This is a genomic window from Sphingopyxis sp., from assembly GCF_035998965.1.
Taxonomy (GTDB): Bacteria; Pseudomonadota; Alphaproteobacteria; order Sphingomonadales; family Sphingomonadaceae; genus Sphingopyxis.
Genome location: NZ_DASYHE010000060.1, coordinates 13786 through 40217, shown reverse-complemented (window position 1 = coordinate 40217; position 26432 = coordinate 13786). Strand labels below are relative to the sequence as shown.

Annotated in this window: 21 protein-coding genes; 5 read left to right on the top strand and 16 right to left on the bottom strand. The window is 65.2% G+C overall.

Annotated elements, in window-relative coordinates; translation table 11 throughout:
- Positions 1-29: 29 nt before the first annotated feature.
- Both VGN68_RS10975 and argH read right to left on the bottom strand, forming a co-directional pair.
- A complete protein-coding gene (locus VGN68_RS10975; RefSeq protein WP_327476582.1) occupies positions 30-281 on the bottom strand; it encodes a hypothetical protein in 252 nt (83 codons plus the stop codon).
- Positions 281-1684 carry an argininosuccinate lyase gene (argH, locus tag VGN68_RS10970; protein ID WP_327476580.1) on the bottom strand — a complete coding sequence of 468 codons (1404 nt, stop codon included), beginning with the start codon at positions 1682-1684 and terminating at the stop codon, positions 281-283. The genes VGN68_RS10975 and argH overlap by 1 nt, the downstream gene beginning before the upstream one ends.
- On the opposite strand from argH, the gene VGN68_RS10965 reads away from it, so the two are divergent.
- On the top strand, positions 1656-2279 hold the full coding sequence (locus VGN68_RS10965; protein ID WP_327476578.1) for a TlpA disulfide reductase family protein: 624 nt from the start codon (positions 1656-1658) through the stop codon (positions 2277-2279). The genes argH and VGN68_RS10965 overlap by 29 nt on opposite strands.
- Before the next feature lie 102 nt (positions 2280-2381).
- On the opposite strand, the gene VGN68_RS10960 is transcribed toward VGN68_RS10965, so the two are convergent.
- From VGN68_RS10960 to zwf, 10 genes are all read right to left on the bottom strand, one after another.
- Positions 2382-3383, bottom strand: a complete 1002-nt coding sequence (locus VGN68_RS10960) for an NAD(P)H-dependent glycerol-3-phosphate dehydrogenase (RefSeq protein ID WP_327476576.1) — start codon at positions 3381-3383, stop codon at positions 2382-2384.
- Between the two features lie 149 nt (positions 3384-3532).
- A complete protein-coding gene (locus VGN68_RS10955; RefSeq protein ID WP_327476574.1) occupies positions 3533-4477 on the bottom strand; it encodes an alpha/beta fold hydrolase in 945 nt (314 codons plus the stop codon).
- A 118-nt stretch (positions 4478-4595) separates the two neighbouring features.
- Entirely contained in the window at positions 4596-5441 is an 846-nt protein-coding gene (locus tag VGN68_RS10950) for an alpha/beta hydrolase (RefSeq protein ID WP_327476572.1), read from the bottom strand.
- 1 nt (position 5442) lies between these two features.
- A complete protein-coding gene (locus tag VGN68_RS10945) occupies positions 5443-6894 on the bottom strand; it encodes a DUF3336 domain-containing protein (protein ID WP_327476570.1) in 1452 nt (483 codons plus the stop codon).
- A 147-nt stretch (positions 6895-7041) separates the two neighbouring features.
- A complete protein-coding gene (locus tag VGN68_RS10940; RefSeq protein ID WP_327476568.1) occupies positions 7042-8631 on the bottom strand; it encodes a wax ester/triacylglycerol synthase family O-acyltransferase in 1590 nt (529 codons plus the stop codon).
- 113 nt (positions 8632-8744) lie between these two features.
- Positions 8745-11075: a glycerol-3-phosphate 1-O-acyltransferase gene (locus tag VGN68_RS10935; RefSeq protein ID WP_327476566.1), complete on the bottom strand. Its 2331-nt coding sequence runs from the start codon at positions 11073-11075 to the stop codon at positions 8745-8747.
- Positions 11076-11253: 178 nt separating this feature from the next.
- Positions 11254-12861, bottom strand: a complete 1608-nt coding sequence (locus tag VGN68_RS10930) for an HAD-IB family hydrolase (RefSeq protein ID WP_327476564.1) — start codon at positions 12859-12861, stop codon at positions 11254-11256.
- 174 nt (positions 12862-13035) lie between these two features.
- Complete coding sequence (gene eda / locus VGN68_RS10925) at positions 13036-13656, bottom strand: bifunctional 4-hydroxy-2-oxoglutarate aldolase/2-dehydro-3-deoxy-phosphogluconate aldolase (RefSeq protein ID WP_327476562.1); 621 nt, start codon at positions 13654-13656, stop codon at positions 13036-13038.
- Positions 13657-13779: 123 nt separating this feature from the next.
- Positions 13780-15624, bottom strand: coding sequence for a phosphogluconate dehydratase (edd, locus tag VGN68_RS10920; protein ID WP_327476560.1), 1845 nt, complete (start codon positions 15622-15624; stop codon positions 13780-13782).
- Positions 15625-15732: 108 nt separating this feature from the next.
- Positions 15733-17136, bottom strand: coding sequence for a glucose-6-phosphate dehydrogenase (gene zwf, locus VGN68_RS10915; RefSeq protein WP_327476738.1), 1404 nt, complete (start codon positions 17134-17136; stop codon positions 15733-15735).
- Positions 17137-17319: 183 nt separating this feature from the next.
- Here zwf and glpD point away from each other — a divergent pair, with 183 nt between their 5' ends.
- Entirely contained in the window at positions 17320-18834 is a 1515-nt protein-coding gene (gene glpD / locus VGN68_RS10910; protein ID WP_327476558.1) for a glycerol-3-phosphate dehydrogenase, read from the top strand.
- Positions 18835-18869: 35 nt separating this feature from the next.
- Here the strand turns inward: glpD and VGN68_RS10905 are convergent, their stop codons facing one another.
- A complete protein-coding gene (locus tag VGN68_RS10905) occupies positions 18870-19535 on the bottom strand; it encodes an MOSC domain-containing protein (protein WP_327476556.1) in 666 nt (221 codons plus the stop codon).
- A gap of 93 nt (positions 19536-19628) precedes the next feature.
- Between VGN68_RS10905 and fdhD the strand changes: the two genes are divergently transcribed.
- Positions 19629-20420: a formate dehydrogenase accessory sulfurtransferase FdhD gene (fdhD, locus tag VGN68_RS10900; RefSeq protein WP_327476554.1), complete on the top strand. Its 792-nt coding sequence runs from the start codon at positions 19629-19631 to the stop codon at positions 20418-20420.
- Entirely contained in the window at positions 20417-20935 is a 519-nt protein-coding gene (mobA, locus tag VGN68_RS10895; protein ID WP_327476552.1) for a molybdenum cofactor guanylyltransferase, read from the top strand. The genes fdhD and mobA overlap by 4 nt, the downstream gene beginning before the upstream one ends.
- On the opposite strand, the gene VGN68_RS10890 is transcribed toward mobA, so the two are convergent.
- Genes VGN68_RS10890 through VGN68_RS10880 form a run of 3 tightly spaced genes read right to left on the bottom strand, consistent with a single transcriptional unit; the run spans position 20932 to position 25217 of the window.
- Complete coding sequence (locus VGN68_RS10890; RefSeq protein ID WP_327476550.1) at positions 20932-23205, bottom strand: FdhF/YdeP family oxidoreductase; 2274 nt, start codon at positions 23203-23205, stop codon at positions 20932-20934. The two genes, mobA and VGN68_RS10890, sit on opposite strands and share 4 nt — an antisense overlap.
- A 33-nt stretch (positions 23206-23238) precedes the next feature.
- Entirely contained in the window at positions 23239-24534 is a 1296-nt protein-coding gene (locus tag VGN68_RS10885; RefSeq protein ID WP_327476548.1) for a HAMP domain-containing sensor histidine kinase, read from the bottom strand.
- Positions 24531-25217 carry a response regulator transcription factor gene (locus VGN68_RS10880; protein ID WP_327476546.1) on the bottom strand — a complete coding sequence of 229 codons (687 nt, stop codon included), beginning with the start codon at positions 25215-25217 and terminating at the stop codon, positions 24531-24533. The genes VGN68_RS10885 and VGN68_RS10880 overlap by 4 nt, the downstream gene beginning before the upstream one ends.
- Before the next feature lie 143 nt (positions 25218-25360).
- Here VGN68_RS10880 and VGN68_RS10875 point away from each other — a divergent pair, with 143 nt between their 5' ends.
- Entirely contained in the window at positions 25361-26419 is a 1059-nt protein-coding gene (locus VGN68_RS10875) for a type 1 glutamine amidotransferase domain-containing protein (RefSeq protein ID WP_327476544.1), read from the top strand.
- Positions 26420-26432: the final 13 nt, after the last annotated feature.

The window sequence follows — 26432 nt, the reverse complement described above, 5'->3', positions numbered from 1 at the left end:
AGCAAATTCTATCGTTCGACCGCCGCCCTTCAGCCCGGGGGCGGCAAATCGAAATCATCGGGTTCGCGGCGTTCGGATCGTTTGAGAAGTTCGTCGCTGCGCGCGGGGCGGGCCTGCGCGTCAGGCGTCGTGAGCTCCTCCGTGGTCGGGGCGCGGGTCGCGCCGACGGGAACGACCGCGGCGGGCTGGCCCGCCACGGGCTTCAGATCTTCCTTGCTGCCGCAGGCGCCGAGCAGGGCTGTTGCGGCGAGCGTTGCGATGATGAGGCTCTTCGTCGCCATCAATTATGTCCTTCCAGCGCGGCGCGGGCCGCCGCGATCGCCTGCCTTACCCGTTCGGGAGCGGTGCCGCCATAGCTGGTGCGACTGGCGACCGATGCCTCGACGGTCAGCGCTGCGAGCACGTCGGATGTCACCGCGGCATGGATCGCCGCAGCGTCGGCAGCGGGGAGCGCCGACAGCTCGACGCCCAGTTCCTCGGCGCGCTTGACGCAGGCACCGACGACATGATGCGCCTCGCGGAACGGCAGGCCATTTTCGCGCACCAGCCAGTCGGCGAGGTCGGTTGCGGTCGAATAGCCCGACGCGGCGAGGGCGCGCATCCGGTCGGTTCGGAAGGTCAGCGTTTCGACCATGCCGGTCATCGCGGCGAGCGACAGCGCCAGCGCGTCAAAGGCGCCGAAGACGGTTTCCTTGTCGTCCTGCAAATCCTTGGAATAGGTGAGCGGCAGGCCTTTGACGATTACCGCAAGCCGCTGGAACGCCCCGAGCAGCAGCCCCGCGCGCCCGCGCACCAGTTCGGCGGCGTCGGGGTTACGCTTTTGCGGCATGATCGAGCTGCCGGTCGACCAGGCGTCGGGCAGGCTGATGAAGCCGAAGGGCTGGCTGGCCCAGATGACGATTTCTTCGGCGAGCCGCGACAGGTGAATCGCGGCGATCGACGCCGAGGCACAAAATTCGAGCGCAAAATCACGATCGGACACCGCGTCGATGCTGTTCGCCATGGGACGGTCGAAACCGAGCGCGGATGCAGTGGCGGCGCGGTCGATCGGAAAGCCGCTGCCCGCGAGCGCCGCGGCGCCCAGCGGCGATTCGTTGAGGCGGCGACGCGCATCGGCAAAGCGGCTGCGGTCGCGGCCGAGCATCTCGACATAGGCGAGCAGATGATGGCCGAGCGTCACCGGCTGCGCGACCTGAAGATGCGTAAAGCCGGGCATGATGCTGTCTGCATGTTCGTCGGCGCGCGCCAGCAATGCAGCCTGCATCGCGGTGAGCCCGGCGTCGAGGCGCTCGCACGCGGTGCGCGTCCAAAGGCGGAAATCGGTCGCGACCTGGTCGTTGCGCGAGCGCGCGGTGTGGAGTCGCCCGGCGGCTTCGCCGACAATCTCCTTCAACCGCGATTCGACGGTCATGTGGATGTCTTCGAGCGCGAGGTCGACGGGGACGCCGTTCGCGGCAAATTCTTCGGCGATTTGCGCCAGGCCGCGGTCGATCTGGACCGCATCGTCGGCCCCGATGATGCCGGCGGCGCCAAGCATTGCGGCGTGGGCGCGGCTGGCGGCAATGTCTTCTTCCCACAGCCGCTTGTCGACAGGGATCGAGGCATTAATTTCTTGCATGATCGCGGCGGGACCGCCACCGAAGCGGCCACCCCACATGCTGCTCTTGTCCGGAGTATCCGTCATTCGCCGCGTCCCAAACCCGTATCTAGCGATCCTCGCCGTCCTGCTGGCCGGATCAATCGCGGGCTGCGATAGGGAAAAGGCGGGCGGCGGGCAACCCGCAGACGGCCAAGCAAATATTTCGGCAGGCCAAGCGAAGGGCGTCGGCCAATTCGAATATATGATCGACCGCAGCCACAAGGGCGAAGCGGCGCCGTCGGTGGCGTTCACCGGTCCCGACGATACGCCGGTGACGCTGGTGGATTTTCGCGGGCGTCCTTTGCTCGTCAACCTGTGGGCGACCTGGTGCGCGCCGTGTGTCGCGGAGATGCCAACGCTCGATGCCTTGGCGGCCAATCGCGGCGAGGCGATGACGGTGATCGCGGTGGCGCAGGACTTGCAGGGTGCCGAGGTCGTCGATCCGTGGTTCCAGAAGGCGGGACTGAAGGCGTTGCAGCCGTATCTGGATCCCGAAAACGGCTTGCTCGATGCCGCGAACAGCGCGTTGCCGACGAGCATCTTTTACGACGCCGAGGGGCGCGAGTTGTGGCGCGTTATCGGGGCGATCGACTGGCAGGGCAAGGAAGCGCGGGCGTTGCTGGCGGAGGGCGGGGTTTAGGATAACCGTCGCCCCCGCGAAGGCGGGGGCCGCTGTCGTTCTACGCAACCAGGCAGGGACACGCCGATTGCGGCCCCCGCCTTCGCGGGGGCGACGTCTTTTTTACCCCGGATGCGCTTCGTCGCCGACCGCCGAGCGCAGCAGGCCGCGAAACACGTCCTGCGCGCTGCGTTTGCCATGTGTCACGTCGAACACGTCGCGCGCGATCGGCATGGCGAGATTGTAGCGTTCGGCGAGCGCGATGACGGTCGGGGCGCTCTTCACCCCCTCGGCGACCATATTCATGCCCGCGATGATCTCGTCGATCGGGCGACCTTTGCCGAGTTCGACCCCGACATGGCGGTTGCGGCTCAAGGGACTGGTGCAGGTCGCGATCAGATCGCCCATGCCGGTGAGGCCCGAAAAGGTTTCGGGGCGGCCGCCCATCGCAACGCCGAGCCGGGTGATTTCCGCGAGCCCGCGCGTCATCAGCGCCGAGCGGGTGTTGTCGCCCGCCCCCAGTCCGTCGCCCATGCCGACCGCGATCGCGATGATATTCTTGAGCACCCCGCCGAGCTCGCAGCCCAAGAGGTCGGTGTTGGTGTAAACGCGGAACAGCCCCGAATGGAACACCGGCTGGAGCGCGCGGACGACGATCTCGTCCTCCATCGACAACACACTGGCCGCCGCCTGTCCGGTCATGATTTCGCGCGCGAGATTGGGGCCGGTGAGGACGCCGACGGGGTGGCCGGGCAGGACTTCCTCGATCAGTTCTGTCATCCGCTTGCCCGACGAGAGTTCGAGGCCTTTGGTCAGGCTGATGACCGGTACCCAGGGGCGGAGGTGCTGGCGTGCTTCCTCGAGCACGGCGCGGAAGCTGTGCGAGGGGACGCCCATGATGAGCACGTCGGCGCCGGCGACGACCTCGGCCATGTCGCCGGTCGCGCGCAGCACTGTCGGCAGCTTGATGCCAGGAAGATATTTGCGGTTCTCGTTTTCGCGGTTGATGCCCTCGACCGTCTCGGCATCGCGCGCCCACAAGGTGATTGGCGCGTTGCGCGACACCACCGCCGCGACCGTCGTCCCCCAGCTGCCTCCACCGAGCAGGCCGACCTTCAGGCGCATAACTCTCTCCCCCTGTTTTGTGGGGAGAGTGGCGGGAGATGAGAAGGTTGGCAAGCGACGCTTACAGCGTTCGTCATGCCGGACTTGATCCGGCATCCATCGCCGACATGGCGTCGTGGACCCCGGATCAAGCCCGGGGTGACGGGGCTTTAGGACTGCTTGGCCAGAAACGCCTTCATCACCGCGGCCGTCGCCTTCGGATCCTCGATCATCGGGACGTGGCCGACATGCTCGAAGATATGGCTCTGGCTGCCCGCGATGCCCGCTTCGAGCACCGGCACGCAGCTGACGTCGAGCAGGCGGTCGTGGCGGCCCCAGATGATCAAGGTCGGCGCCTTGACCTCGCCCAGCCGGTCGTTGAGCGGAAAGTCGCGACCTTCGTTCGCGATGACCCAGAAGATGCCGTCGAGCTGGTCGCGATATTTGAGCGCGTCGGCGTAGAGCACGGGTTTGACGCGCGCCGGGATATAGGGCGGTTTGTGGACGACCATGCCGACCAGCCGGTCGGCGTCCTCCAGCCCGGTAAGGACGAGCGGGTTGTAATCCTCGTTCGCGGCCTGTTTCTGGAGGTCGCTTTCGTTGGCACCGTTCACCCCGGCGTTGTTGAGCAGGATCAGGCTGGCGAGCGCATCGGGATAGTCGATCGCGTAGCGCAGCGCGATCCAGCCGCCCATGCTGTTGCCGCCGATATGCGGACGGGCGAGGCCGAGGGTGTCGGCGAATTGCTTGAGCCGCGCGGTTTGCGCGCCAAGGTCATACGCAAGGTCGGGGTTGCGCTCATTCTCGCCGAAGCCGGGCAGATCGGGGGCGATGACATGATAGTCGCGCGTGAGGTAGGGCGCGATCATTGACCAATTGTCCTTGTCACCGGCAAAGCCGTGGACGAGCAGCAGCAAGGGTTTCGCCGGGTCGCCGCCCTCCAGATAGGGCCATCTGCGGCCGTCGACGGTCACGCTTTTCTGCACCATCCGCCCGCGCTGGCGCAGCAGCGCACGCCCGAGCGCCACGAGGCGGCCGGGGAAGACGAAATACATCAGCGCCAGCGCGATCAGCGGAGCGAAGAGGAGGATGAGGAGGATGAGGAGAATTTTCATCGGTTTCTAACTCAGTCATAAATCCGTTCGTGTCGAGTGAAGTCGAGACACCCAGCGGGGTAGCGCAGGGGCTCAAGGTGTCTCGACTTCGCTCGACACGAACGGGATTGGGGTTTGTTCAGTCTTTCGCCATGCGCGCATCGAACCAGCCGATCAAATCGTCCAGCACCGCTTCGCGTTCCGGCTCGTTGTAAATTTCGTGGAACAGGCCGGGGTAGATTTTGAGATTCTTGTCGGTCGAGGCGACATGATCGAACAGATATTGCGAACCCGCCACCGACGCCAAGCTGTCGTCCGAACCATGCTGGAACAGGATCGGCAGGGTAATGCGCGGCGCGCCCGCCTGCGCCGCCGCCATCGCGTCCATGAATTCCTTGCCCAACCGCGCGCCAATCTTGCCGGTATAGACCAGCGGGTCGGCCAGATAGGCGGCGACCACGGCGGGATCGCGGCTGACGCCGTTGGCGTCGAGCGACAGCACGCCGAGGCGCGGAAAGAATCGCGACAGGAAGCGGCTGATCCAGACGGTAAAGCGCGACGGCGGCGCGGCGGGGACGATCGCGGGGCCGGAGAGCGCGGCGGCGGCGAACGCCTGCTGGCGCTCGATCAGGAACAAGGTCGAAATCAGCCCGCCCATGCTATGGCCGAGCAGCAGGCGGGGGGTGTCGCCATGATTGACCTCGACCAGCGTCAGCAGCTCGGCCATGCCGTCGGTGAAGGCCGAAAAGCGCGGGACAAAGCCGCCCTCGCCATCGGACAAGCCATGCCCCCAATGGTCGATCGCATAGACGGCGTAGCCCGCGTCGGTCAGCCGCTTCGCGACATGGCCGTAGCGCCCGGCGTGTTCGGCATAGCCATGCGCGAGCAGCACCACGGCTTTCGGCAGGCCTGCGGGCAGCCAATGGGTGACATGGAGCTTGGCCCCGGCGCCGGTCGATCCCGCGGGCAGGATCACCGCCGCCATGTCAGCGCACGGCCTTCTTCAGCGCCGCGGTGCTGCGGTGGCCGGGGCCGTCGTCGCCGGCGCGGTCGATCCGGGCCAATATGCCCTCGAGCGCGCGGCTGATCGCGGTCTGGGTGCGCACCATTTCGACCTTGGGCCAGGCGGTACGTTCACCGGTGTCGATCAGCTCGTCGATATCCTCCTGCCCCAGATCGGACAGTATTTTCGCGGGGGACCAGAATTTGGGCGGGCGGATGATGTTGATATCGCCGGTATATTCCTGATTGATCACCGAGCGCGCCATATTGGCGAGGCTGTTGAGCGGCGGCACCCATTCGAGCGGCTTCTGGAAAATGATCATATTGGCGTTGAGCCACGCCTTAAAGGTCGCCATCGACGCATGTTGAATCGCCTCGATCGGCGCCATCTGCTTGCGCGTGTCGGTCGCGAAGGGCAGCGCGATCGGGTTCGCCTGGCTGACGATATGGTGGTTGACCCCGTAGAGGCGTTCGAGCCGCTTGGTCGGGATGTCGTGCGTCACCGACCCGTCGACCCAGCGCCGGTCGGGCTGGTAGGGGATGCGATTACCCGCATCGTCGCGCGCCATCAGCATCACCGGCGGGAAGACGCCGGGGACCGCGCAGGATGCCAGCACCGCTTCACGGATCAGCACATTGGGCGCGGTAATCGCGTTGAGCAGGCGACCGTTCTGATGCTTTTCGGCGGGCGCCACCGAAACGTTGAGGTGGCGGCCGCTGATCTCGAACGCCTCCTGAAAGGTCAGGTCGGGGATCAGATCGGCGAGCCGGTCGCGCACTTCGTCCGACGCCAGCCGCTTCTGCTTGGGATCGCGCGCCGGATTGGCGAGGCGCTCGCTTTCGAGCAGCGCGCCGATGTCGTTGTCCTTGCGGGTGCAGACGACCGCGGCGACGATCGACCCGCCGCTCGCGCCCGACATGATCGCGGGCAGCACACCTTCGGACCAGAGCGCCTTGACCACACCGATGTGGAAAAACAGGAAGCTGCCCGAGCCCGACAGCAATAGCGCCGAGCGGCCGTAGCAATGCTGGGCGCGGCGGAAGAAATCGCGCTTTTCCTCGCGGGGGATGCTGCGCGCAGCGGCGATCTTGTCGAGCGAAGCGACAACCTCGGCTACATAATCCTCGATCAGCTTTTTGGTGCCGAAGCGCGCCTTTTGATAGAGGCGCTCATGGCCCATGCCGTCGATATTGCCGTGGATGCCTTCGTTAAGGACGAACAGCAGCCCCTTGACGTCGCCCGCCGCCGACAGCTTGCGCAGCCGCTCGAGCCGCGCGCGGATCGCCTTATAATCGAAATGCTTGCTTTCGTCGGCGTCGCGCCAGGTTTGTAGCCCCGATTTCTTGTCATGCGCGCGCGCGGCCTTGGCCCAGGCGATGTAGTCGGGCGCGGTCACAAGATCTCGGTCGGCGCTGAGCGTCGGGGTGAAAAGCATTCAGTGTTCCTGTTGCGCATGGTCTATTTTTTCGGAGTCTTGCGGGTTACGTTGCCTTTGGCAACTGTTTTGACATTGGGCTCCCCACCGCCGTCATCCCGGACTTGATCCGGGATCCATTCCAGCGCCGACGTCATGGATCCCGGATCAAGTCCGGGATGACGAAGAGATGGACTTTTTCTTTCCCTTTGCCGGGGCTTTCGGCTTCACGCCGGGGTTGGCGGCAGGTTTTGGGACGGCTTTCGCTTTCGCCTTGGGTTTTGGCGCTGCTTTGGCCGCCGGTTTTGGCGTTGCCGTAGCGGTTTTCGGCTTTTCAGCTTTCGGCACCGCCGCCATCAAATCGGCGAAACTTTCCTCGATACATTCGCGGAAAAAGGCGATGTCGGGCATGATCGCGCGTTCGCAGACGATCGAAAAGGCGATGCGGCCGTTGTAGCTGGGGGTCGCGACGAACAGCCCCATATTGTTCGCGAGCGGCGCCATGCCGTGCTGCATGACGAGCTGCGCGCCCGCCAGATAGAGCGGCACCTGCGCGCCGGGGACGTTCGAGATGAACAGGTTGGTGCCGCGCACCGCGAACCGCTCGCTGGTGACCAGCCGCGCGACCGCGGCCATAGTCGCGCCCGGAATATGCTGCGACAGGTCGGTCATGATCCGCGCGCTGACGCCAGCCTTCGCCTCTTTCGCCTCGACCGTGTAGTCGCGGATCGCCGCGAGACGCGCGAGCGGGTCGGCGATGTCGCTGCGCACCGGGACGCTCATGGCCGACACCTGATTGCCGGGGGTGCTGGCTTTGCCCGCGGCCTTTTCCTTGCCGCGCAGGTTGATCGGGGCGACCGCGACCAGGCTGTCCTTCGGCAATTCCTTGTGCTTGGCGAGATATTTGCGCAGCGCGCCGCCGACGGTGGTCAGCACGACGTCGTTGACCGTCGCGCCCGGCACTTTTTTGCGGACCAGCGCGACATCGGCGAGCGCCACCGATGTACCGTCGAACATCTTGTGCGGGCCGACGGGAACGTTGAAGCGCGTCTCCGGCACCCCGGCGGTCATCCCGCCTTCGGCCATCGCCTTGCGCGCCGACGAGATGATCGCGGGCGACATTTTCATCAGCGCGTTCATGAATTTGACCGGCGATTGCAGCGACGCCGACCAGGCGCGCGACAGCGTTTCGGCGCTCGACGGCGGATCGCCGAGATCCTCGACCGGCGGCGGTTCGGCAATCGCTGGGGTGCCCTTGGCATCGATGTCGCTCATCGCGATGAAGGCGTGTGCACCCGACGCGCCGTCGACCGCGGCGTGATGGACGCGGTGGAGCATCGCAAAACTGCCCTTGGGAATGCCCGGGATCCGGTCGAGCCCCTCGATGATGTAAATGTCCCACAGCGGGCGGTTCATATCCATCGGTTTGGAAAAATAGCGCGCCACCGCGATGCATAACTGCCGCCAGTCGCCGGGCTCGGGCAGGCGCGCATGGCTCATATGCGCCTCGACATCGAAATGCTCGTCCTCGACCCAATAGGGATGGTCCATGTCGAATGGCAGGCGATGGAGGCGGCGTTTGAATACGGGCGACGTGTCGACGCGGCTCTCGACGTGGCGGATGATGTCCTTGAAGCGCACGAAGCCGCCCGGTGCGGTCGATGGGTCGTATATATAGACCCCCATGATGTGGGTCAGGTTGTTCGCGGTCTGGGTGTAGAGGAACTGGGCGTCCTGCGCGCTGAGCTGTTTGAGCATTTTATCCTCCGGCCACAATCGTCATCCCGGCGAAGGCCGGGATCTCATCGTGGCAATCTAACGCAATGGCGAGATCCCGGCCTTCGCCGGGATGACGAAAATAGGGTGGCAGTTTAGACATCGCTCGTCCCCACCAATCGATCCGCCAGCGCCACCGTCGACAGTCGCATCGTTTCCATCACGTTCGCCAGCCCGCGCAGTTCCATCAGCAGCGCGCGGCGCGCGGCGAGGAGATCGGGGGTCGCTTCCTCGGCCAGACCCATATGGCGCATCAGCGACAGGCCGTTGGCGAAAAGCAATTTGCCGATCGCCGCCTCGCTGCTGATCCGGCGGAGCAGATAGGCCTGCTTGCCCTCGGTCAGCGCGGCGTCGAGCAAGGCCTTTTCATCGACCGCATCGCCCTGCTTTGCGCGCGCGAGCAGGTCGGCGACGACCGAATAGGCCTCGGCAAAGGGCAACAATATCGCGTGGCCGACGACGGGTTGGCAACGGCGCAGCAGCTGCGCGATGCCGCGGTCGCCGCTGGCGAGGCGGCGGTCCCACACCGGGTCGATGCGTTCGAGTTCGGCGCGCAGGGCCGCCATATGCTCGTCGCGCGGCGGGTAGAAGAATTCGAATTTGAACAGATCGCGCAGGCGATCGATCTTGTCCCAGAAGGCCGCGGTCGCGTCGCCGCTGTCGGCATCGCGCAATTCGAACAGCACCAGTTCGATCATCGCGCGGTCGAGGAAATGATGCGCGATGATGTTGCGATAATAGCTCGCCATCGGGTGTTTTGCGGGGTCGATCGAATAGATGTTTTCGCTGCCCGCCTCGTAACGGGTGAGCAGCCCGCTGGTGACGAGCGTATCGACGGTGGCGGACAAAGCCGCGTCGTCGCCGCTTTCGAGGTCGCTACTGATCCGGATGCCGCGCGCCCGCGCCCAATCGGTCACCGCGCCGATCGCCCCGAGCAGTTCAGCCGAGGTTGCCCCCCGCGGCGCCATGCCGAGCAGGATCAGGCACATCACCGAGGTGACCGTGAGCGGGGTGACGCGGTTCGCCTCGACCGCGACCGCAAAGGCGATGCGTTCGAGCGCACGTTTGTCGTCGGCGCCGGGGGCGGTATCGATCACCACCGGGTTGCCGATGTCGAGCCGGATGCGTCCCGAGGGTTCCTTCAGGCTCTTCATATAGCCGATGAACCACGACAGGCTTTCGGGCTTTTTGCTGCGCCCGGTCTGTTCGGCGGCATATTCCTCGACATCGCGGATCAGGTCGAAGCTGGTGACGAAGGGGACGAAATGCACCCCGCGCGTGCCGGTCGCATGTGCGGCGTCGAGGACATATTTCATCAGGCCATATTTGGGCGGCATCAGCTTGCCGAGGCGCGAGCGCGTCCCTTCGAACGCCCAGCTCAAGGGGAAGCGCTTGGCGAGCAGCCAGGCGATATAGTGGCGCAGCACCAGCTTATAGACCGGCTGGTCCTGAAAGCTGCGGCGGATGAAGATCATCCCCGAGCGGCGGAAAAATTCGCCCATTACCGCAAAGTCGAGATTCGCGCCGCCGAAGCTGTGCAGCATCGGCATGTCGTTTTCGTAAGTGAGGCGGCTGGGGGTCGCGCCGTCGATATAGGTTTTGTGGGTGAAGAGGATCGCGGTCGGATGTTCGCGCAGGATCGCGCGCAGCCGGGCAAGCTCGGCGGCATCGACCTCCATCTCGGGCGCGTAGCCGCCGAACATCATGCGGTCGAGCCGGGCGCGAAGATCAAGGAAAAGCGCGCTGGGCCGCGCAATGACCTCTTTCATCAGCGGGCGGGCTTCGCGGAACAGCTCGGCGACCGGGCGCCCCGTCGTCTCAGACAATTCGGCGAGTGCGGCGCGGAATTTGGGGCTGGTGCGCAGGCCGTCGGCGACAAAGCGCGGCACCTTGTAGCGGGTGCCGCGGATGCCGCGCTCGGCGACGTCGAGCGCGAGTCCCGCCTGCCGCGCGACGAAACCGGCAAATTCGGCGCCGTCGGGGCCGGCCGCGTCGCCGCCGCCGGTTTGCGCCGCGAAACGGTCGCGCAATGCGGCGAGCGTCGCCGCCTCACCGACCAATATCTGCGCGCGGCGGCGGTCGCGGAGCAGGATCAGCCGCGCGCGCAGTGAGCCGGGATGGCGCGGGTCGCCGAACAATATGTGGCGGAATTTGAGCGCGCGGCCGCGCTCGAACCCCGGGATGCGCCACGCGACGCGCAGTGGCACCACCTGCCGCGACGGCTGTCCGTCGAGTCGGGCGCGGAGCGTTTCGAGCGGCAGGGCGTGATCGTCGTCGGCGATCGCAAGGCTGGCCCATTGGGGGTCGTTGTCGCCGGCGGTGGCGTGGACCCAGTCGAGCAAGAGCTGGCGTTCAACCCCGTTGCGCGCGTCGATGATATAGAGCCGGTCGGCCGCGTCCTCTGCTATGGTGGGAGTGCGGGGCATGCCGTCGGCCACTGGCTTAGCCTCGTCCCGCCGATGCGCGGCTGGCATCGCGCCATCTTGAAGCCCACACATCCGCTTGCCCTGAGCTTGTCGAAGGGCCGTTCTTCCTTTCAAACCGCGCAGAAGAAAAGAACGGCCCTTCGACAAGCTCAGGGCGAACGGAGGAACAGGTCATCGTCTAAACCGCCCCTCCCTTTCCCGGGGAGGTTTTCTTAGCCACCGCTTTCTTGGCGGGCGCCTTTTTCTTCGCCGCGGGCTTCTTCGCCACCGCCTTTTTCGGCTTAGCCTTTTCGGTCTTCGCCTCGGACGGCGTAGCCTCCGGCGCAGGTTCCTTCGCCACCGATTCCGCGACGCTCTCCTCGGGCTGGCCCAAAGTCCGCAGGAACATGTTTCGCACGTCGCGAACATGATTGTTTATTGTGCGCGGGGTCCACTTCGACGTGTCGACCGGCGGCAGCACCGTGACCCGCACCGTCGCGGGGCGCATCACAAACTCGTTCTTCGGCGCGACGTCGGTGGCATTATGGATCACGATCGGGACGATCGGCACCCCCGCCTGCATCGCCAGATGGAAGGCGCCCTTTTTGAACGGTTCGAGCTTGGGGGTCAGGCTGCGCGTGCCTTCGGGCGAGATGCAGATCGACTTGCCCTCGATCTTGATCGCATCGACCAGCGGCTCCATCGCCTTGATCGCGCTCTGACCGTCGGCGCGGTCGACGAACACGGTGCCGCCCCATTCCATCAGTTTCCCGAGGATGGGGATATTCTTGATTTCCTTCTTGCCCACCCCGCCCATGTCGCGGCGGATGAGCTTGGCAAGGATCATCACATCGGCCTTGCTCTGGTGGTTGAAGATGAAGACGCAGGGGCGCGACGACCACAAGTTCTTTTCGTCCTCGACCTCCAACTCGACCCCGGTGATCGCGGTCGCGAAATCGCCGAACAGGCCGATCGAAAAATTCGCCGCCTCGCGCTGCGAGCGGGTCAGCGCCCAGATCGGCAGGCCCGCGGCAAAGGCGCCGACGAGCGAGCCGGTCGCGTAGATGGTGCGGGTGTAGTCGACCCACGACGGCGTGCCGCGGCTCCCGAAACGCTGGACCGGCCAGCCTTTCTCTTCGGCAATGGCCTTGAGTTTCAAATTCGGATTAAGCGGGCGCGGTTTGCCGACGCGTTCGAGCAATTCGATATCGTCATCGCTGTCCGAATAGAAAAAGCTCTGGTCGAGATCGAGGCCATATTCGGCGGCGAGTTCCTCCGCGGCGAGCACCTTGCCTTCGCCGAAACAGAGCGGGCGGATGATGTCGCCGGTGAACACCCCGTCCTCGATCTCATAGGCCGAGCATTTGATGTCGGTGATGCCAAGGTCACGCGCGGTCGGTTCGATCTGATAGATCGTCGCCGACGAGATGATCGCGACGCGGTGGCCCTTCGCCTGATGCGCTTCGATGATCGCGCGGGTTTCGGGGTAAATCTTGCGCGCGATATGTTTTTTGTAGAGCTCTTCGCCGAATTCGATGAAGCTTTGTTCGTCGACGCCCTTCATGAATTTCGCGGCGCCCGACATCAGCCCGGAAAAGCCAATGGTGCCAAGGCTGTGCTGCGCGATGACCTGCGCGGTCTCGGCGATTTCCTCCATCGACATTTCGCGGCGCTGGAATTTCTCGCGCAACATCGCGGTGGCGGAATAGCCCGAGATGATGGTGCCGTCGAAATCGAACAGCGCGGCGATATGCGATCCCGGCTCCGATGCCAGAACTTCGTCCAAATGCGGTTGCAGCCTCGCCACGCCTGTCTCCCCACCAACGGCTATATTGCCGTTTTACCTAGGCACAGTGGCAGTAAAGATGGCGTTTATCAATGCGTCCAATTCGTCGTCCCCGCGTAGGCGGGGGCCGCTGTCGCGGTATGCAGCGACGCAGGTTAAGGCCGACGGCGGCCCCCGCCTTCGCGGGGGCGACGGTTAGGACACGAGCGCAGCGGCTTCGCTTGCCAGCGTCTCGATCCGCGCCGGATCGAGCGGCCCCGATGGCACGACCCAGCTGCCGCCGACACACAGCACCGCTTCGAGCGCGAGCCAGTCGGGCGCGGTCGCGAGGCTGACGCCCCCGGTGGGGCAGAAGCGCGCGTGTCCGAACGGACCGGCCAGCGCCTTGAGCGCCGGGATACCGCCGCTGGTCGCCGCGGGGAAAAATTTGAAGCGGTCGAGTCCCAGGTCCATGCCGCGCATGATGTCGCCAGCGTTGGCGGTGCCCGGCAGGAAGGGAATACCGCTCGCGACCGCGGCCTTGCCCAGATTGTCGGTGAGGCCGGGCGAGACGATGAATTCGGCGCCGGCGTGGATTGCGGCGGTAAGCATCGCGGGGTCGAGCACGGTCCCCGCGCCGACGATAGCGCCTTTCACGGCTTTCATCGCGGTGATCGCGTCGAGTGCGGCGGGGGTGCGCAGCGTGACTTCGAGCACCGTCAGCCCGCCCGCCACAAGCGCCTCGGCCATCGGCACCGCGTCCTCGACCCGGTCGATGACAATCACCGGGATGACGGGGGCGAGGCGCATGATCTGGTCGATGGATTGGTCGGTCATAAAAACTCCGTTCGAAATCCAAAATTCCGTTCGCCCTGAGCTTGTCGAAGGGCCGTTCTTTTTTTCAAGCGTCGCCAAGAAAAGGACGGTGCTTCGACAAGCTCAGCACAAACGGATGAGGGGCTAGCCCGTAACTACCTCCATTGCCGCGAGCACTGCCGACCCGCCCTTTTCGGCTTCGTCGGCGTGGTGGCGGAACAGGGCGAAGAGTTCGCGGCCGACCCCGACTGCGGACGGCGGGGCGACCGCGGGCGAGCGCGCGGCCCAGATCGCGGGGTCGACGAGCGCAAGCACCTCACCCTGACGCGCGCAAATGCGGACGATGTCGCCGTCGGTCAGGAACGCGAGCGGGCCGCTGACCCCGTCGGGGCCGGGTAGCGCTTCGGGCGAGAGGTGGATCACCGCGGGCACCTTGCCGCTCGCCCCCGACATGCGGCCGTCGGTGAGCAAGGCGACGCGGAAGCCGCGGTCTTGCAACACGCCGAGCGCCGGGGTCAGCTTGTGCAGTTCGGGCATGCCATTGGCGCGCGGTCCTTGAAAGCGGACGACCACGATGACGTCCTGCTCCAGCTCGCCCGCCTTGAACGCGGCGAGCACCGCGTCCTGATTGTCGAAGATCCGGCACGGCGCCTCGATCGTCCAGCGATCCTCGGCGACCGCGCTGGTCTTGATGATCGCGCGGCCCAAATTGCCCGCGAGCAGGCGCATGCCGCCGTCGGGCGAGAAGGGCGCAGCGACGGGGCGCAGCATGGTGTCGTCGCGGCTTGTCGCGGGCGCGGCCTGCCATTGCAGCGCGTCGTCGATCAGCACGGGTTCGGCGGCATAATCGGCCATCATGCCGCCGACGGTCAGCACGTCGCCGTGCAGCAGCCCGGCACCAAGGAGTTCCCGCACGACATAACCGATCCCGCCCGCGGCATGGAAATTATTCACGTCGCCCGCGCCGTTCGGATAGACGCGCGCGAGCAGCGGCACCGCGTGGCTGAGTTCGTCAAAATCCTGCCAGTCGATGATGATCCCCGCCGCGCGCGCGATCGCGGGGAGATGGATCGCATGGTTGGTCGATCCGCCCGTCGCGAGCAGGCCGATCGCGGCGTTGACGATCGCTTTCTCGTCGACGCAGCGCGCCAGCGGGCGATAATCACTGCCGTCCCATCCGATCTGCGCAACACGATGCGTCGCGGCGCGCGTCAGCTCCTGGCGCAGCTTGGTGCCGGGGTTGGTGAAGGCGCTGCCGGGGATGTGGAGCCCCATCAGCTCCATCATCATCTGGTTGCTGTTCGCGGTGCCGTAGAAGGTGCAGGTACCCGCGCCGTGATAGCTTGCCGCTTCGGCGTCGAGCAGTTCGTCGCGGGTCGCCTTGCCTTCGGCATAAAGCTGGCGAACGCGCTGCTTTTCCTTGTTGGCGAGCCCCGAGGGCATCGGCCCGGCGGGGATCAGGATTTGCGGCAAATGACCGAAACGCAGCGCGCCGATCAGCAGGCCGGGGACGATCTTGTCGCAGATGCCGAGCAGCAAGACACTCTCGAACATCGCATGACTGAGCGCGATCGCGGTGCCCTGCGCGATGTTATCGCGGCTGAACAGCGACAGGTCCATGCCCGCCTGCCCCTGCGTCACCCCGTCGCACATCGCCGGAACGCCGCCCGCGACCTGCGCGGTCGCGCCGACTTCGCGCGCGAAGAGTTTGATCTGTTCGGGGTAGCGGCCATAGGGCTGATGCGCGGAGAGCATGTCGTTGTAGCTGGTGACGATGCCGATGTTCATCGCGCCGCCGGTGCGGATGACGGGCTTGTCGTCGCCCGCGGCAGCGAAGCCGTGCGCGAGGTTGCCGCAGGACAGGTTGCCGCGGTTGGTCCCGGCCTCGCGCTGGCGGTCCATGAGGTCGAGGTAGGCGGCGCGGCGCGGCGCGCTGCGCGCGATGATGCGGTCGGTGACGGTGGCGATGGTGGGGTGGAGGGTGGTCATATGAATATCCCGTCGCCCCCGCGAAGGCGGGGGCCGCTGGAGGTCTTTTCAAGCGGCGCTGTGTAAACCGACTGCGGCCCCCGCCTTCTCGGGGGCGACGAATATTCTTCAATCATGCCAGCTCGCCCCGTCGCGCTCGATCAGCGCGATTGCGCTCGACGGCCCCCAACTGCCCGCCGTGTAGCTCTGTGGCGCCATGTCGACCGCGGCCCAGGCGTCGCGGATCGAATCGATCCATTGCCACTGCGCCTCAACCTCGTCGCGACGCACGAACAGCGTCTGATCGCCCTCGATAAAGTCGAGCAGCAAGCGTTCGTAAGCGATCCGTCGCCGCTCGCCGGCAAAGCTGTGCGAGAGCGAGACGTCCATCGTCACTTCTTTGAGCTTCACCCCGTCGCGGTCGAGGCCGGGCTGCTTCGCCATCACCTTGACCCGGATATTTTCCTCAGGCTGGAGGTTGATGATCATCATATTGGCGTCGAGCTTGCCCGCGCCGACGCGCGCGAAGATATTGTGCGGCACCGGCTTGAACTGGATCAGCACCTCGGACTTGCGCTCGGGCATGCGTTTGCCGGTGCGCAGGTAAAAGGGCACGCCCTTCCAGCGCCAATTGTCGATGAAAGCCTTGATCGCGACGAAGGTTTCGGTGTTCGACGGTTGCCCCAGCTCGTCAGCATAGCCGGTCACAGCGCCGCCATTGACCGCGCCACTGCTGTACTGGCCCTTGACGCTGTGCGCCTTTACGTCCTCAGCGGTCAGCTTGCGCAGCGAGCGCAGCAGCTTGACCTTTTCATCGCGCACCGCGGTGGCGCTTACGCTGGCGGGCGGCTCCATCGCGATGATCGCGAGCAATTGCAGCATATGGTTCTGGACCATGTCCTTCAGCGCGCCGACCCCGTCATAATAGGAGACGCGACCTTCAAGGCCGACAGTTTCGGCGACGGTGATCTGCACATGGTCGATCGCCTGCGCATTCCACAGCGGCTCGAACAACATATTGGCAAAGCGCAGTGCGAGCAGGTTCTGCACCGTTTCCTTGCCGAGATAATGATCGATGCGGAAAACGCGGTCCTCGGCAAAGGCGTCGCCGACCTGCGCGTTGACCTCACGCGACGAAGCGAGATCGTGGCCGATCGGCTTTTCCATTGCGATGCGGCATTCGGCGCAGGCGATACCGGCGGCGTTCAGCCCCTGCGCGATCGGTCCGAACATCGACGGCGGAGTCGATAGATAGACGCCGATCGGACGTTGCATCCGGTCGCCGAGCAACGCGGCAAGTTCGTCATAGCCGGTCCCTGCCCCGGCATCGATCGCACAATAATCGATGCGGTCGAGGAACGCCGCGACACCGGCGTCTTCTATACGATCGGCGGGCAGATGCTCGACCAGCGCCGCGCGCACCTGCGTATGAAAGGCGGCGCGATCCATCTTCGAGCGCCCCGACCCGATGATCGTCAGCGCATCCGCCAGTAGCCCGTCGAGGTGGAGGTTGTAGAGCGAGGGAAACAGCATGCGCTGCGCAAGGTCACCCGTCGCGCCGAACAGCACCAATGTCTCGACTTTCACGCTCACCACAATCCCCTTGGCTGTCCGTTACAGGAAATGGCGGAGGGGAGGCATGATTGCAACGCGCATACGTAAACCGACGATGATGTCCCCTTGGCAAAATCGGCATTGCTGCCATAGGGACAGCCGATGCCCGACACGGTCCAACCTTATGACATCATCGTAATCGGCGGCGGCGTCAACGGCGCCGGGGTCGCGCGTGATGCCGCGGGACGCGGGGCGCGGGTGTTGTTGATTGAAGCCGGTGACCTGGCGCAGGGGACGTCATCGGCGTCGACGAAGCTGATCCATGGCGGGCTGCGCTATCTGGAGCATTATGAGTTCGGCCTGGTGCGCGAGGCGCTGAAAGAGCGCGAGACGTTGTGGGGCATTGCGCCGCACATCATCTGGCCGCTGCGCTTCGTGCTGCCGCACCGCCCGGGACTGCGCCCGCGCTGGTTGCTGCGGCTCGGGCTGTTCCTCTATGACCATATCGGCGGGCGCAAGAAGCTGCCCGCGACGCGGTCGATCAACCTGCACCGCCATGCGGCGGGCTCGGTGTTGCAGCCGCAATATACGCATGGTTTCGAATACTCCGACGGCTGGGTCGATGATGCCCGACTGGTGGTGCTCAACGCGCGCGATGCCGCCCAGCATGGCGCGAAGGTCCGCACCCGCACCCGCGCCGACATGCTGCGCTGCGAAGACGGCCTGTGGGTGGTCGAGGCGAGCTGCGCCAACGGGCATAGCTATCGCTTTACCGGCAGCGCAATCGTCAACGCCGCGGGACCAGCGGTGCTCGACCTGCTCAAGCGCGCCGATGCCGAACCGGAACACAAGATGCGGCTGGTGCGCGGGTCGCATATCGTCGTGCGGCGGCTGTTCCAGCATGATTATGCCTATTTCTTCCAGCTTCCCGACGGGCGGATCTTTTTCGCCATTCCCTATGAGCGCGACTTTACGCTGATCGGCACGACCGACGTCGATCATGATGGACCGGCGAGCGAGGCGCGCGCGAGCGCCGACGAAATCGCCTATCTGTGCGAAGGCGCCAGCCTCTATTTTCGCGAACCGATCACGCCTGCCGATGTCGTGTGGACCTATTCGGGGGTGCGGCCGCTGATCGAAGATGGCTCGGGGCGGCCGGAAGCGGCGACGCGCGGTTACCGCATTGACCTCGATATGACGGAAGGTGCGCCGCTGCTCACCATCTATGGCGGCAAGATTACCAGCTACCGCCATGTCGCCGAAGCGGCGGTCGACGAACTGGTGGGTCAGGTGCCCGCGCTGACCGGCAAGCGCTGGACCGGCAAAGCGGCGCTGCCGGGGGGTGATTTCCCGATCAGCGGCGCGGCGGCGCTCAAGGCGGAGATCAAGCTTGCCCACCCGTTCCTGACCGCCGCCACCGTCGATCGCATCGTCAAGGCCTATGGCACCGATGCGCGGCGCTGGCTGGGCAACGCCGACAGCTGGGATGCGCTGGGCGGCGAAATCGCGCACGGGCTGAGCGTCGCCGAGGCGACGTGGCTGGTTGAGCAGGAATGGGCGCAGACGAGCGACGATATCCTGTGGCGGCGGAGCAAGCTGGGGCTGCATTTCCGCGCCGAGGATGTGGCGAGGCTTGCCGCGTGGATCGAATCGAAACCCAGCGCTCATGAAGCATGATGGCGTTCGGCTAAAACACCGCTATCCTTGGATCTCTAAAGATCTAAGGCATATTGCTCCGCCAGCTTGGCGCGGCGCACCTTCCATGTTTCGGCGAGCACCGGCACATCGCTCAGCGCGCGGAGGTCGGCGGGGCGATCCTTTGCCTCGCCGCCGATCAGCAAGCCGAACAGCGATGCCAGCGGCCATTCAGGATAGGGGCGCTCGACGAGTTTGAGCGTGTCGCCCGCGCGCACCTGCCCCGTTTCAAGGACGCGGTAGTACCAACCGGTGCGCCGCGTCTTGACGACCTGCGCCATCACCCCTTTTGTCCCGAACCGATGGTCGAGTTTCCAGCACGGCTGGCGCGCCTGGCTGACCTCGACGAGCGCGGTGCCGAGGCGGAAGCGGTCGCCCAGGCAGACGTCGCTTTCGTCGAGTCCAGTGGTCGAGATATTTTCGCCGAATGCGCCGGGCGCGCCCAGCAATGCATGATCGCCAAGCTGGCCGCGCCACCAGCCGTAATGATCGGCGGGATAATGGTGGATCGCCTTGTCGATGCCGCCATGGACGGTGCGATCAGCCTGCGCGTCACCAACCAGTCCCAAGGGCTCAACCGCCACGGCGTCCATAACCGGCAGCTTGCCGATCGCGCTCGGTTCGTCGTCGCCGCGGAAGGGACGAACCTGGCCCAGCAGGACGGCAAGAATGTTGGTTTGCATGACCCCGATAGATAGATCGCGCGCCGAAAATGGCAATTGCCCGAGCGGGACAAGCCGAACCGGGTCGGCTACGATGCGGGCATGAGCGATGCGATGATCAACCTTTCCATACAGCGACTGGGCCTCGCCGAACCCGGCGACGCCGCGCTGAGCCGCGGCATCGCCGTCGAAGCCCCGGTGTCGATCGAGGTCGGCGGCATCGGCTATGCTGTGATGATGGCGACCCCGGCCGATCTGGAGGATTATGGCTTGGGCTTCGCGCTGAGCGAGGGGCTGGTCGAGACCCCCGATCAGCTCGAGCGGATCGACGTGCATCCGGTCGAGGGCGGCTGGGCGCTGCGCCTCTGGGTACCGCCCGACCGCAAAGCACTCGCGCTCGAACGCGCGCGCCAGCGGGTGAGCGAGAGCAGCTGCGGGCTGTGCGGGATCGAGAATATCGAGCAGGTCTTGCGTCCCCTCCCCTCGCTGACCGCGCGCATCGCGACCGACCGCGCTGCGATTGCTGCGGCGCTGACCGCGCTGACGGATCATCAGCCGCTCGGGCGCGCCACCGGCGCGGTCCATGCCGCGGCCTTTTGTTCGCCTGCTGGAGAAATACTGCGCGCGCGCGAGGATGTCGGGCGGCACAATGCGCTCGACAAGCTTATCGGAGCGCTGGCGCGGGCGGGGACCGATCCGGCGACCGGTTTCATCCTGTTGTCGGCGCGGTGCAGTTATGAACTGGTCGAAAAGACGGTGCGCGCCGGCTGTCCGATGCTGGTCACCATTTCAGCGCCGACCAGCCTCGCCGCGGAGCGTGCGGTGCAGGCGGGGCTGACGCTGGTCGCACTGGCGCGCGCCGACGCCGCGCTCGTCATCAACGATGCGCGGGGGATGATCGCGTGAGGACGCTGGGCGCGGTGCTCGCGGGTGGGCGGTCGCGCCGTTTCGGTTCGGACAAGGCGGTCGCAATGCTCAATGGGCATTCGCTGCTGGATCATGCGCTGGCTTCGCTGCGCCCGCATTGCGACGCTGTGGTGATTGTCGGCCGCGACGAAGGCATCGCCGACTGGCCGCGCCCCGACATGGGGCCGCTGGGCGGCATCGCGGCGGCGCTGATCCTTGCGGCCGAAACCGGTTTCGACCAGATGCTGACCGCGCCAGTCGATTGCGTGCGCTTGCCGCCCGACCTGCGCGCACGGTTGGAACCGGCATCGGCGTTCGTCGACACCCAGCCGGTCATCGGGCTGTGGTCGGTCGCGGCGTTGGACGCCTTGCAGGCGATGCTGACGAGGGAGACCGACCATGCCGTGCGCGCTTTTGCCCGGCGGGTCGGTGCGCGCGGGGTCGCGATCGATTTTGCGCTGCCCAATATCAACAGTATTGACGATCTGGCGCGGCTGGCGAGCGACCCGGGCTAAGCCGCCATCGCAACGACGCGCACCGGGATCGCCTTCGCTGCCGGACAGCCGCTTGTCTTGTCATAATGGCCGAGCGGCAGCAGCGGGTTGAGTTCGGGATAATAGCCCGCGACCGAACCGCGCGACATTGGATAATCGATGATCGTCAGCCCCTCGACCCGGCGGACGACGCCGTCGTCGGTGATCGTTTCGAGCGCAACTTTGGTCCCCGCCGCCAGCCTGCGGTCGGCGATGTCGTCGGCGTTCATGAACAATATCATGCGGTCGTTGTACACGCCGCGATAGCGGTCGTTGTAGCTGTAGATCGTCGTGTTGAACTGGTCGTGCGAGCGCACGGTGGCGAGCCGCAACATGCTCGGGTCATCAACGGGCGCGTTGACTGCAAGGCCGGGCAGGATCAGGAAATTGGCCTTGCCGTTGGGGGTTGCCCACGCGCGGCGACGCGGAGGGATGTCGAGGTGGAAGCCGAGCGGCGCCTTGATCCGCTCGGAAAAATCGTCGTAGATTGCAGGATAGACCGCGGCGATCTTGTCGCGGATCAGGCTGTAATCGTCGATATAGCTCGCCCAATCGACCTTGCTGTCGGGCAAAGTCGCCATCGCCATGCGGCAGACGATTTCGGTCTCGGTCAGCAGATGCTCGCTCGGCGGGTCGAGCACGCCGCGCGAGGCGGTGACGTTCGACATCGAATCCTCAATGGTGACGAACTGTTCACCCGCCGCGGTGACAATCCGTTCGGAGCGCGCGATGACGGGCAGGATCAGCGCGTCCTTGCCGTGGACGAGATGCCCGCGGTTGAGCTTGGTCGCGATGCCAACGGTCAGGTCGAGCTGGCGCATCGCATCATAGGACCGGTCGGTATCGGGAACCGCGCGCACGAAGTTGCCGCCAAGGCCGATGAAGACTTTTGCGCTGCCGTCGAGCATCGCCTCGATCGATTCGACCGTGTGATGGCCGTTCTCGCGCGGGGGTTCGAAGCCGAACACCTCGCGCACCTTGTCGAGATAGGTCTGACTCGGCCGTTCATCGATCCCGACGGTGCGATCGCCCTGGACGTTCGAATGGCCGCGGATCGGTGAAATCCCGGCGCCCGGCTTGCCGAAATTGCCCTTGAGCAGCAGCAGATTGGCGATCTGCTGCACCAGCTTCGATCCCTGCTGATGCTGGGTCACTCCCATGCCGTAGCAGATGATCGTGGCGCTCGAACGGATATAGATGTCAGCGCAGCGGCAGATCTGCGCCTCGTCCAGCCCCGATGCCACGACGATCGCGGACCAGTCTTGTGCGGCGATGTCCGCCTGGAGCGCCGCAAACCCATCGGTGTGTTCGGCAATGAAGTCACGGTCGAACACCGCCTCGCCCGCCGCGTCGCGTTCGAACATGACCTTCATCATACCCTTGAGCAACGCGAGGTCGCCGCCGATCTTGATATGGACGAACTCGCTGGCCACCTCGGTCGAGCCGAAGGTCGCCATCTGGACGATGTCCTGCGGCTCGGTGAAGCGGACCAGCGCACGTTCGGGCATCGGGTTGACCGCGACGATCGGCACGCCGCGTTTGCGCGCCTCGACCAGCGGGGTCATCATCCGCGGCGCGTTGGTTCCGGCATTGTGGCCGATCAGGAAGATCGCCTCGGCATGTTCGAAGTCGCTCAGGACCACCGTCCCCTTGCCGATGCCGATCGATGGCGGCAGGCCGCGGCTGGTCGGTTCGTGGCACATGTTCGAACAGTCGGGAAAATTGTTCGTCCCAAACTCGCGCACAAAGATCGAATAAAGGAATGCCGTCTCGTTCGCGGTGCGGCCCGAGGTGTAGAATTCGGCTTGATGCGGGCTGTCCAGCGCGCGCAGATGCTGCCCGATCAGCGCAAAGGCATCGTCCCAGCTGACCGGCACATAATGATCGGTCGCGGCGTCATAGCGCATCGGCTCGGTCAGCCGTCCCTGCATTTCGAGCCAATAGTCCGACTGCTCCATCAAATCGGTGACGCTGTGCGCGGCAAAAAATTCGCGCGTGACGCGAAACGTCGTCGCCTCATGCGCCAGCGCCTTCGCGCCATTTTCGCAAAATTCGAGCTTCTTGGTGCAGCTCGCGTCGGGAAAGGCGCAGCTCGGGCATTTGAACCCGCCAGGCTGGTTCATGGCCAGCAGCGCGCGCGATCCCTTGGTCACGACGCTCTGTTCCATCAATACCTTGGCCGTGGCAGCAGCGGCGCCCCAGCCGCCCGCGGGGCTGGTATAGGTTCGGTAGCGGGGTTTCTCGTCGGCCATGGCGACGGGATTAGATCATATCGGGGCGCTTTTCTATCGATCGGCGAATTTTAGCGTGAAACGGGCGCCGCGTCCGTTCGGCCCTGCGCCGCTGGTCAGGTCCATGCCGGCCGCGGCGCACAACCGCCGCACAATATCGAGCCCAAGTCCGCTGCCCACGCTCGCCTCACCTTTGGCAAAAGGTGCGAATGGATCGGCGACCATCCCCATACCGGGGCCGTCGTCGCAAATCGTCAGGCAATCCTGTTTAAATTCGATGTGCAGATTGGCCGCAGCCGCATGCTGGAATGCGTTGCCGATCAGATTGTTGAGCACAAGCTGCAACGACGTCGGCTCGGCAACGATCGTCGCATCCCCAGCGACATTGTTCGACACGGAAAGTCGGTTCGCCGGAAAACGCACTGCCGCCGCGGCGATGGCCTTGTCGACAACCGGGCGCAGAGCGACGCTTTGCACCGGAAAGGCTTCGCCCTCGCGCGCCAGCGCGAGCAACAGGTCGAGCGTGTCCGTCATGTCGATGGTGGCGGTTTCGATCCGGCGCAGCGCCTCGGGGATCGGCGCGGGCAGGTCGCCACGTTGCGCAATGACTTCGGCCGCGCCGCGAATGACCGCCAGCGGGGTGCGCAGTTCGTGGCTCGCGTCCCGGGTGAAACTGCGCTCGCGGTCGACAAAGCCGCGGATGCGCTGGAACGCCTGTCCGAGTGCGCCCGCCAGCACCCCGATCTCGTTCGCCGGATAATCCTCGCGGCGCACGACAGGGACGGTTTCGCTGCCACCGTCGGCGACGTCTTTCGCGAGTCGGCTGAGGGGGCGCATCGCGCGATTGGCGAGCCACCAGCCAAGCAGCGCCATCACCAGCGCGATGAACAGGCTGAGCCCAATCAGGAACTGGATCATCCCATCGCGCACCGGACGAACGAGCAGATAACGACTGACCTCGGCCACTGCGACCGCGGGCGTGCCGCCGGGAGCCGCACCGGTTCGCCGATCCAGCATGAAATGCTCGACATGGTAGTGACGCCCCGCCACTCCATAAAATTCGCGCTGCTGGGGGTTGGCTGCAACTCGTGCGGCCAGGTCGGCGGGTAGGCCAGCCTTTCCAGTATAGATTTTGACGTAGGCGACTTCGGGTATTGTCAGGGTACCATCGCGGCGCCAGCTTTGCTGCTGCCGCGCAATTTCGCCGGTTAATGCGTTGCTGAACAACCGGTCTTCGAGCGTGTAAGCAAAGATAAAAGTCGCCAGGCCGAACACCGCGCTGGTAGCGAACACGGTGGCGACCAGCGCGGCGATAACGCGGCGGCGCAGACTGTAGGACCGCTGCCTCATTGCGGCGCGCTCAGGCGAAAGCCGATGCTGTGGACGGTTTCGATCATCGGCGCGCCGAACGGCTTGTCGACGATCTGGCGCAGCAGGTGGATGTGGCTGCGCAGCGCATCCGACGATGGCGGCTCGTCACCCCATAGTTTGCGCGCGATCTCGGTGCGCGCGACCGGCTGCGGCGATGCTTCGGCGAGCAGCAGCAATATGTCCCAGAGCAGCGGCGACAGCCGGAGCAGCTGCCCAGCGCGGGTTGCGGTGCGCAACTGGCGGTCGATGGTCAGCGTACCGACGACGATGCTGTGCGACTGTCCCAGCTGCGGCCGCTGCGCCAGCGCCGTGATCCGCGCCGCCAGTTCGGCGAGCGAAAAGGGTTTGACCAGATAATCGTCGGCGCCGCTCGCAAATCCCGCCAGCTTGTCGTCGAGGGTATCGCGCGCGGTGAGCATCAGAATCGGAATCCGGTGATCGGCGCGGCGGCGGATTTCGGCGCACACGCTCAGGCCGTCGCGGCTCGGCAGCGCGAGGTCGAGCAGGACAACATCGACGGGGCGCATCAAGGCCTCGCGCACCCCCACTTCGCCATCAGCGGCATAATGGAGCCGATGCCCCAGCGCCTCCAGATAGTCGATGACGTTGCCCGCCAGATCGGCGTTATCCTCGACCAGCAAGATGTCGAATGCGTCGTTCAAACCAGATCCTTCACCGGGCCCGCCCAGTTCCCCCGCAAAGCCTTGGCGATGCAAGGTCAAAATAGCGTCAAAACCGCTTTCACATCGTCCTGACGTCAGATCTGCCAGACCGGCGGCATCCTGACACCATGTGGAGCGAGACGATGGAGAAACAGAAGAAGAATTTGGCGATGTGGGCGGTTGGCCTGTTGATCGCCGTCCCCCTGCCCTCCCAGGCACAGGCCGATGTCGGCCCCAAGGCGGACCGCGTCTTGCTCGTCGTCAGCAGCCATGGCGCCGACGGCGGCAACACCCGCCCCGGCTTTGAAATGGACGAATTGTCGCAGGCCTATGCGGTGTTCGCCGACAATGGGCTGACCGTCGACATCGCCAGCCCCGCGGGGGGTGTTGTCGTCGCCGACAAATTCGATCCCAAAAAGCCCTATAACAGCCGCTTCATCGCCGATTCCGTGGCCAGCGCCAAGCTTGCCTCGACCCTCCCATTGGTCAAAGCGGCCAGCGACAATTACGCCGCGGTGTTCGTCGTCGGCGGCAAGGGCGCAATGTTCGACCTGCCGGTCAATACCGACCTCAAGACGCTGATCGCGCAAACCTATGACGCCGGCGGGGTGATCGGCGCGGTCTGCCACGGTCCCGCCGTGCTAATGAATGTACCGATGAAGGACGGCAAATCGCTGATCGCTGGGCGCGCCGTGACCGGCATGTCGAACGAGGAAGAATTGCTGTTCGGCAAGCGCTGGATCCCCGCCTTTCCCGTGTTGCTTGAAGACGGCCTGCGCGGCGCCGGGGCAAAGTTCAGCGCCGCGCCGATGATGCTCAACCATGTCGTCGCTGATGGCCGGATCGTGACCGGGCAGAACCCCTTTTCGACGTTCGGCACCGCCGAGGCCGTGGTTCGCGCAATGGGCCGCAAACCCGCGCCGCGCGAACCCTTCGCCGACGAACGCAGCATCGCGCTGATCCAACGGGTGCTTGCGGGTGAGGTTGCCGAAGCACGCCACTCGCTCAAGGCGAACCCGGCGCACTATGACGTCCCGCTGATCGCCGCCTGGGGGCTGTACCGGTCGAAAACGCCAGGCGCCGACCGGACGATGATCGAAAGCGCAATCACCGTGATGGAAGTCGCGCTGCCACATTATGACGAGCCGCGGCTGGTGGCCGCGATCGCCGAGGCGCGCGGCAAGTTGACGACGGCGTCGTAGCGCGACGCAACAT

Excerpts from the sequence above, each read along its gene's own strand:
- VGN68_RS10975 (WP_327476582.1), bottom strand. The coding sequence starts at position 281 with ATGGCGACGAAGAGCCTCATCATCGCAACGCTCGCCGCAACAGCCCTG.
- VGN68_RS10965 (WP_327476578.1), top strand. The coding sequence starts at position 1,656 with ATGCTGCTCTTGTCCGGAGTATCCGTCATTCGCCGCGTCCCAAACCCG.
- argH (WP_327476580.1), bottom strand. The coding sequence starts at position 1,684 with ATGACGGATACTCCGGACAAGAGCAGCATGTGGGGTGGCCGCTTCGGT.
- VGN68_RS10960 (WP_327476576.1), bottom strand. The coding sequence starts at position 3,383 with ATGCGCCTGAAGGTCGGCCTGCTCGGTGGAGGCAGCTGGGGGACGACG.
- VGN68_RS10955 (WP_327476574.1), bottom strand. The coding sequence starts at position 4,477 with ATGAAAATTCTCCTCATCCTCCTCATCCTCCTCTTCGCTCCGCTGATC.
- VGN68_RS10950 (WP_327476572.1), bottom strand. The coding sequence starts at position 5,441 with ATGGCGGCGGTGATCCTGCCCGCGGGATCGACCGGCGCCGGGGCCAAG.
- VGN68_RS10945 (WP_327476570.1), bottom strand. The coding sequence starts at position 6,894 with ATGCTTTTCACCCCGACGCTCAGCGCCGACCGAGATCTTGTGACCGCG.
- VGN68_RS10940 (WP_327476568.1), bottom strand. The coding sequence starts at position 8,631 with ATGCTCAAACAGCTCAGCGCGCAGGACGCCCAGTTCCTCTACACCCAG.
- VGN68_RS10935 (WP_327476566.1), bottom strand. The coding sequence starts at position 11,075 with ATGCCCCGCACTCCCACCATAGCAGAGGACGCGGCCGACCGGCTCTAT.
- eda (WP_327476562.1), bottom strand. The coding sequence starts at position 13,656 with ATGACCGACCAATCCATCGACCAGATCATGCGCCTCGCCCCCGTCATC.
- edd (WP_327476560.1), bottom strand. The coding sequence starts at position 15,624 with ATGACCACCCTCCACCCCACCATCGCCACCGTCACCGACCGCATCATC.
- zwf (WP_327476738.1), bottom strand. The coding sequence starts at position 17,136 with ATGCTGTTTCCCTCGCTCTACAACCTCCACCTCGACGGGCTACTGGCG.
- glpD (WP_327476558.1), top strand. The coding sequence starts at position 17,320 with ATGCCCGACACGGTCCAACCTTATGACATCATCGTAATCGGCGGCGGC.
- VGN68_RS10905 (WP_327476556.1), bottom strand. The coding sequence starts at position 19,535 with ATGCAAACCAACATTCTTGCCGTCCTGCTGGGCCAGGTTCGTCCCTTC.
- fdhD (WP_327476554.1), top strand. The coding sequence starts at position 19,629 with ATGATCAACCTTTCCATACAGCGACTGGGCCTCGCCGAACCCGGCGAC.
- VGN68_RS10890 (WP_327476550.1), bottom strand. The coding sequence starts at position 23,205 with ATGGCCGACGAGAAACCCCGCTACCGAACCTATACCAGCCCCGCGGGC.
- VGN68_RS10885 (WP_327476548.1), bottom strand. The coding sequence starts at position 24,534 with ATGAGGCAGCGGTCCTACAGTCTGCGCCGCCGCGTTATCGCCGCGCTG.
- VGN68_RS10875 (WP_327476544.1), top strand. The coding sequence starts at position 25,361 with ATGGAGAAACAGAAGAAGAATTTGGCGATGTGGGCGGTTGGCCTGTTG.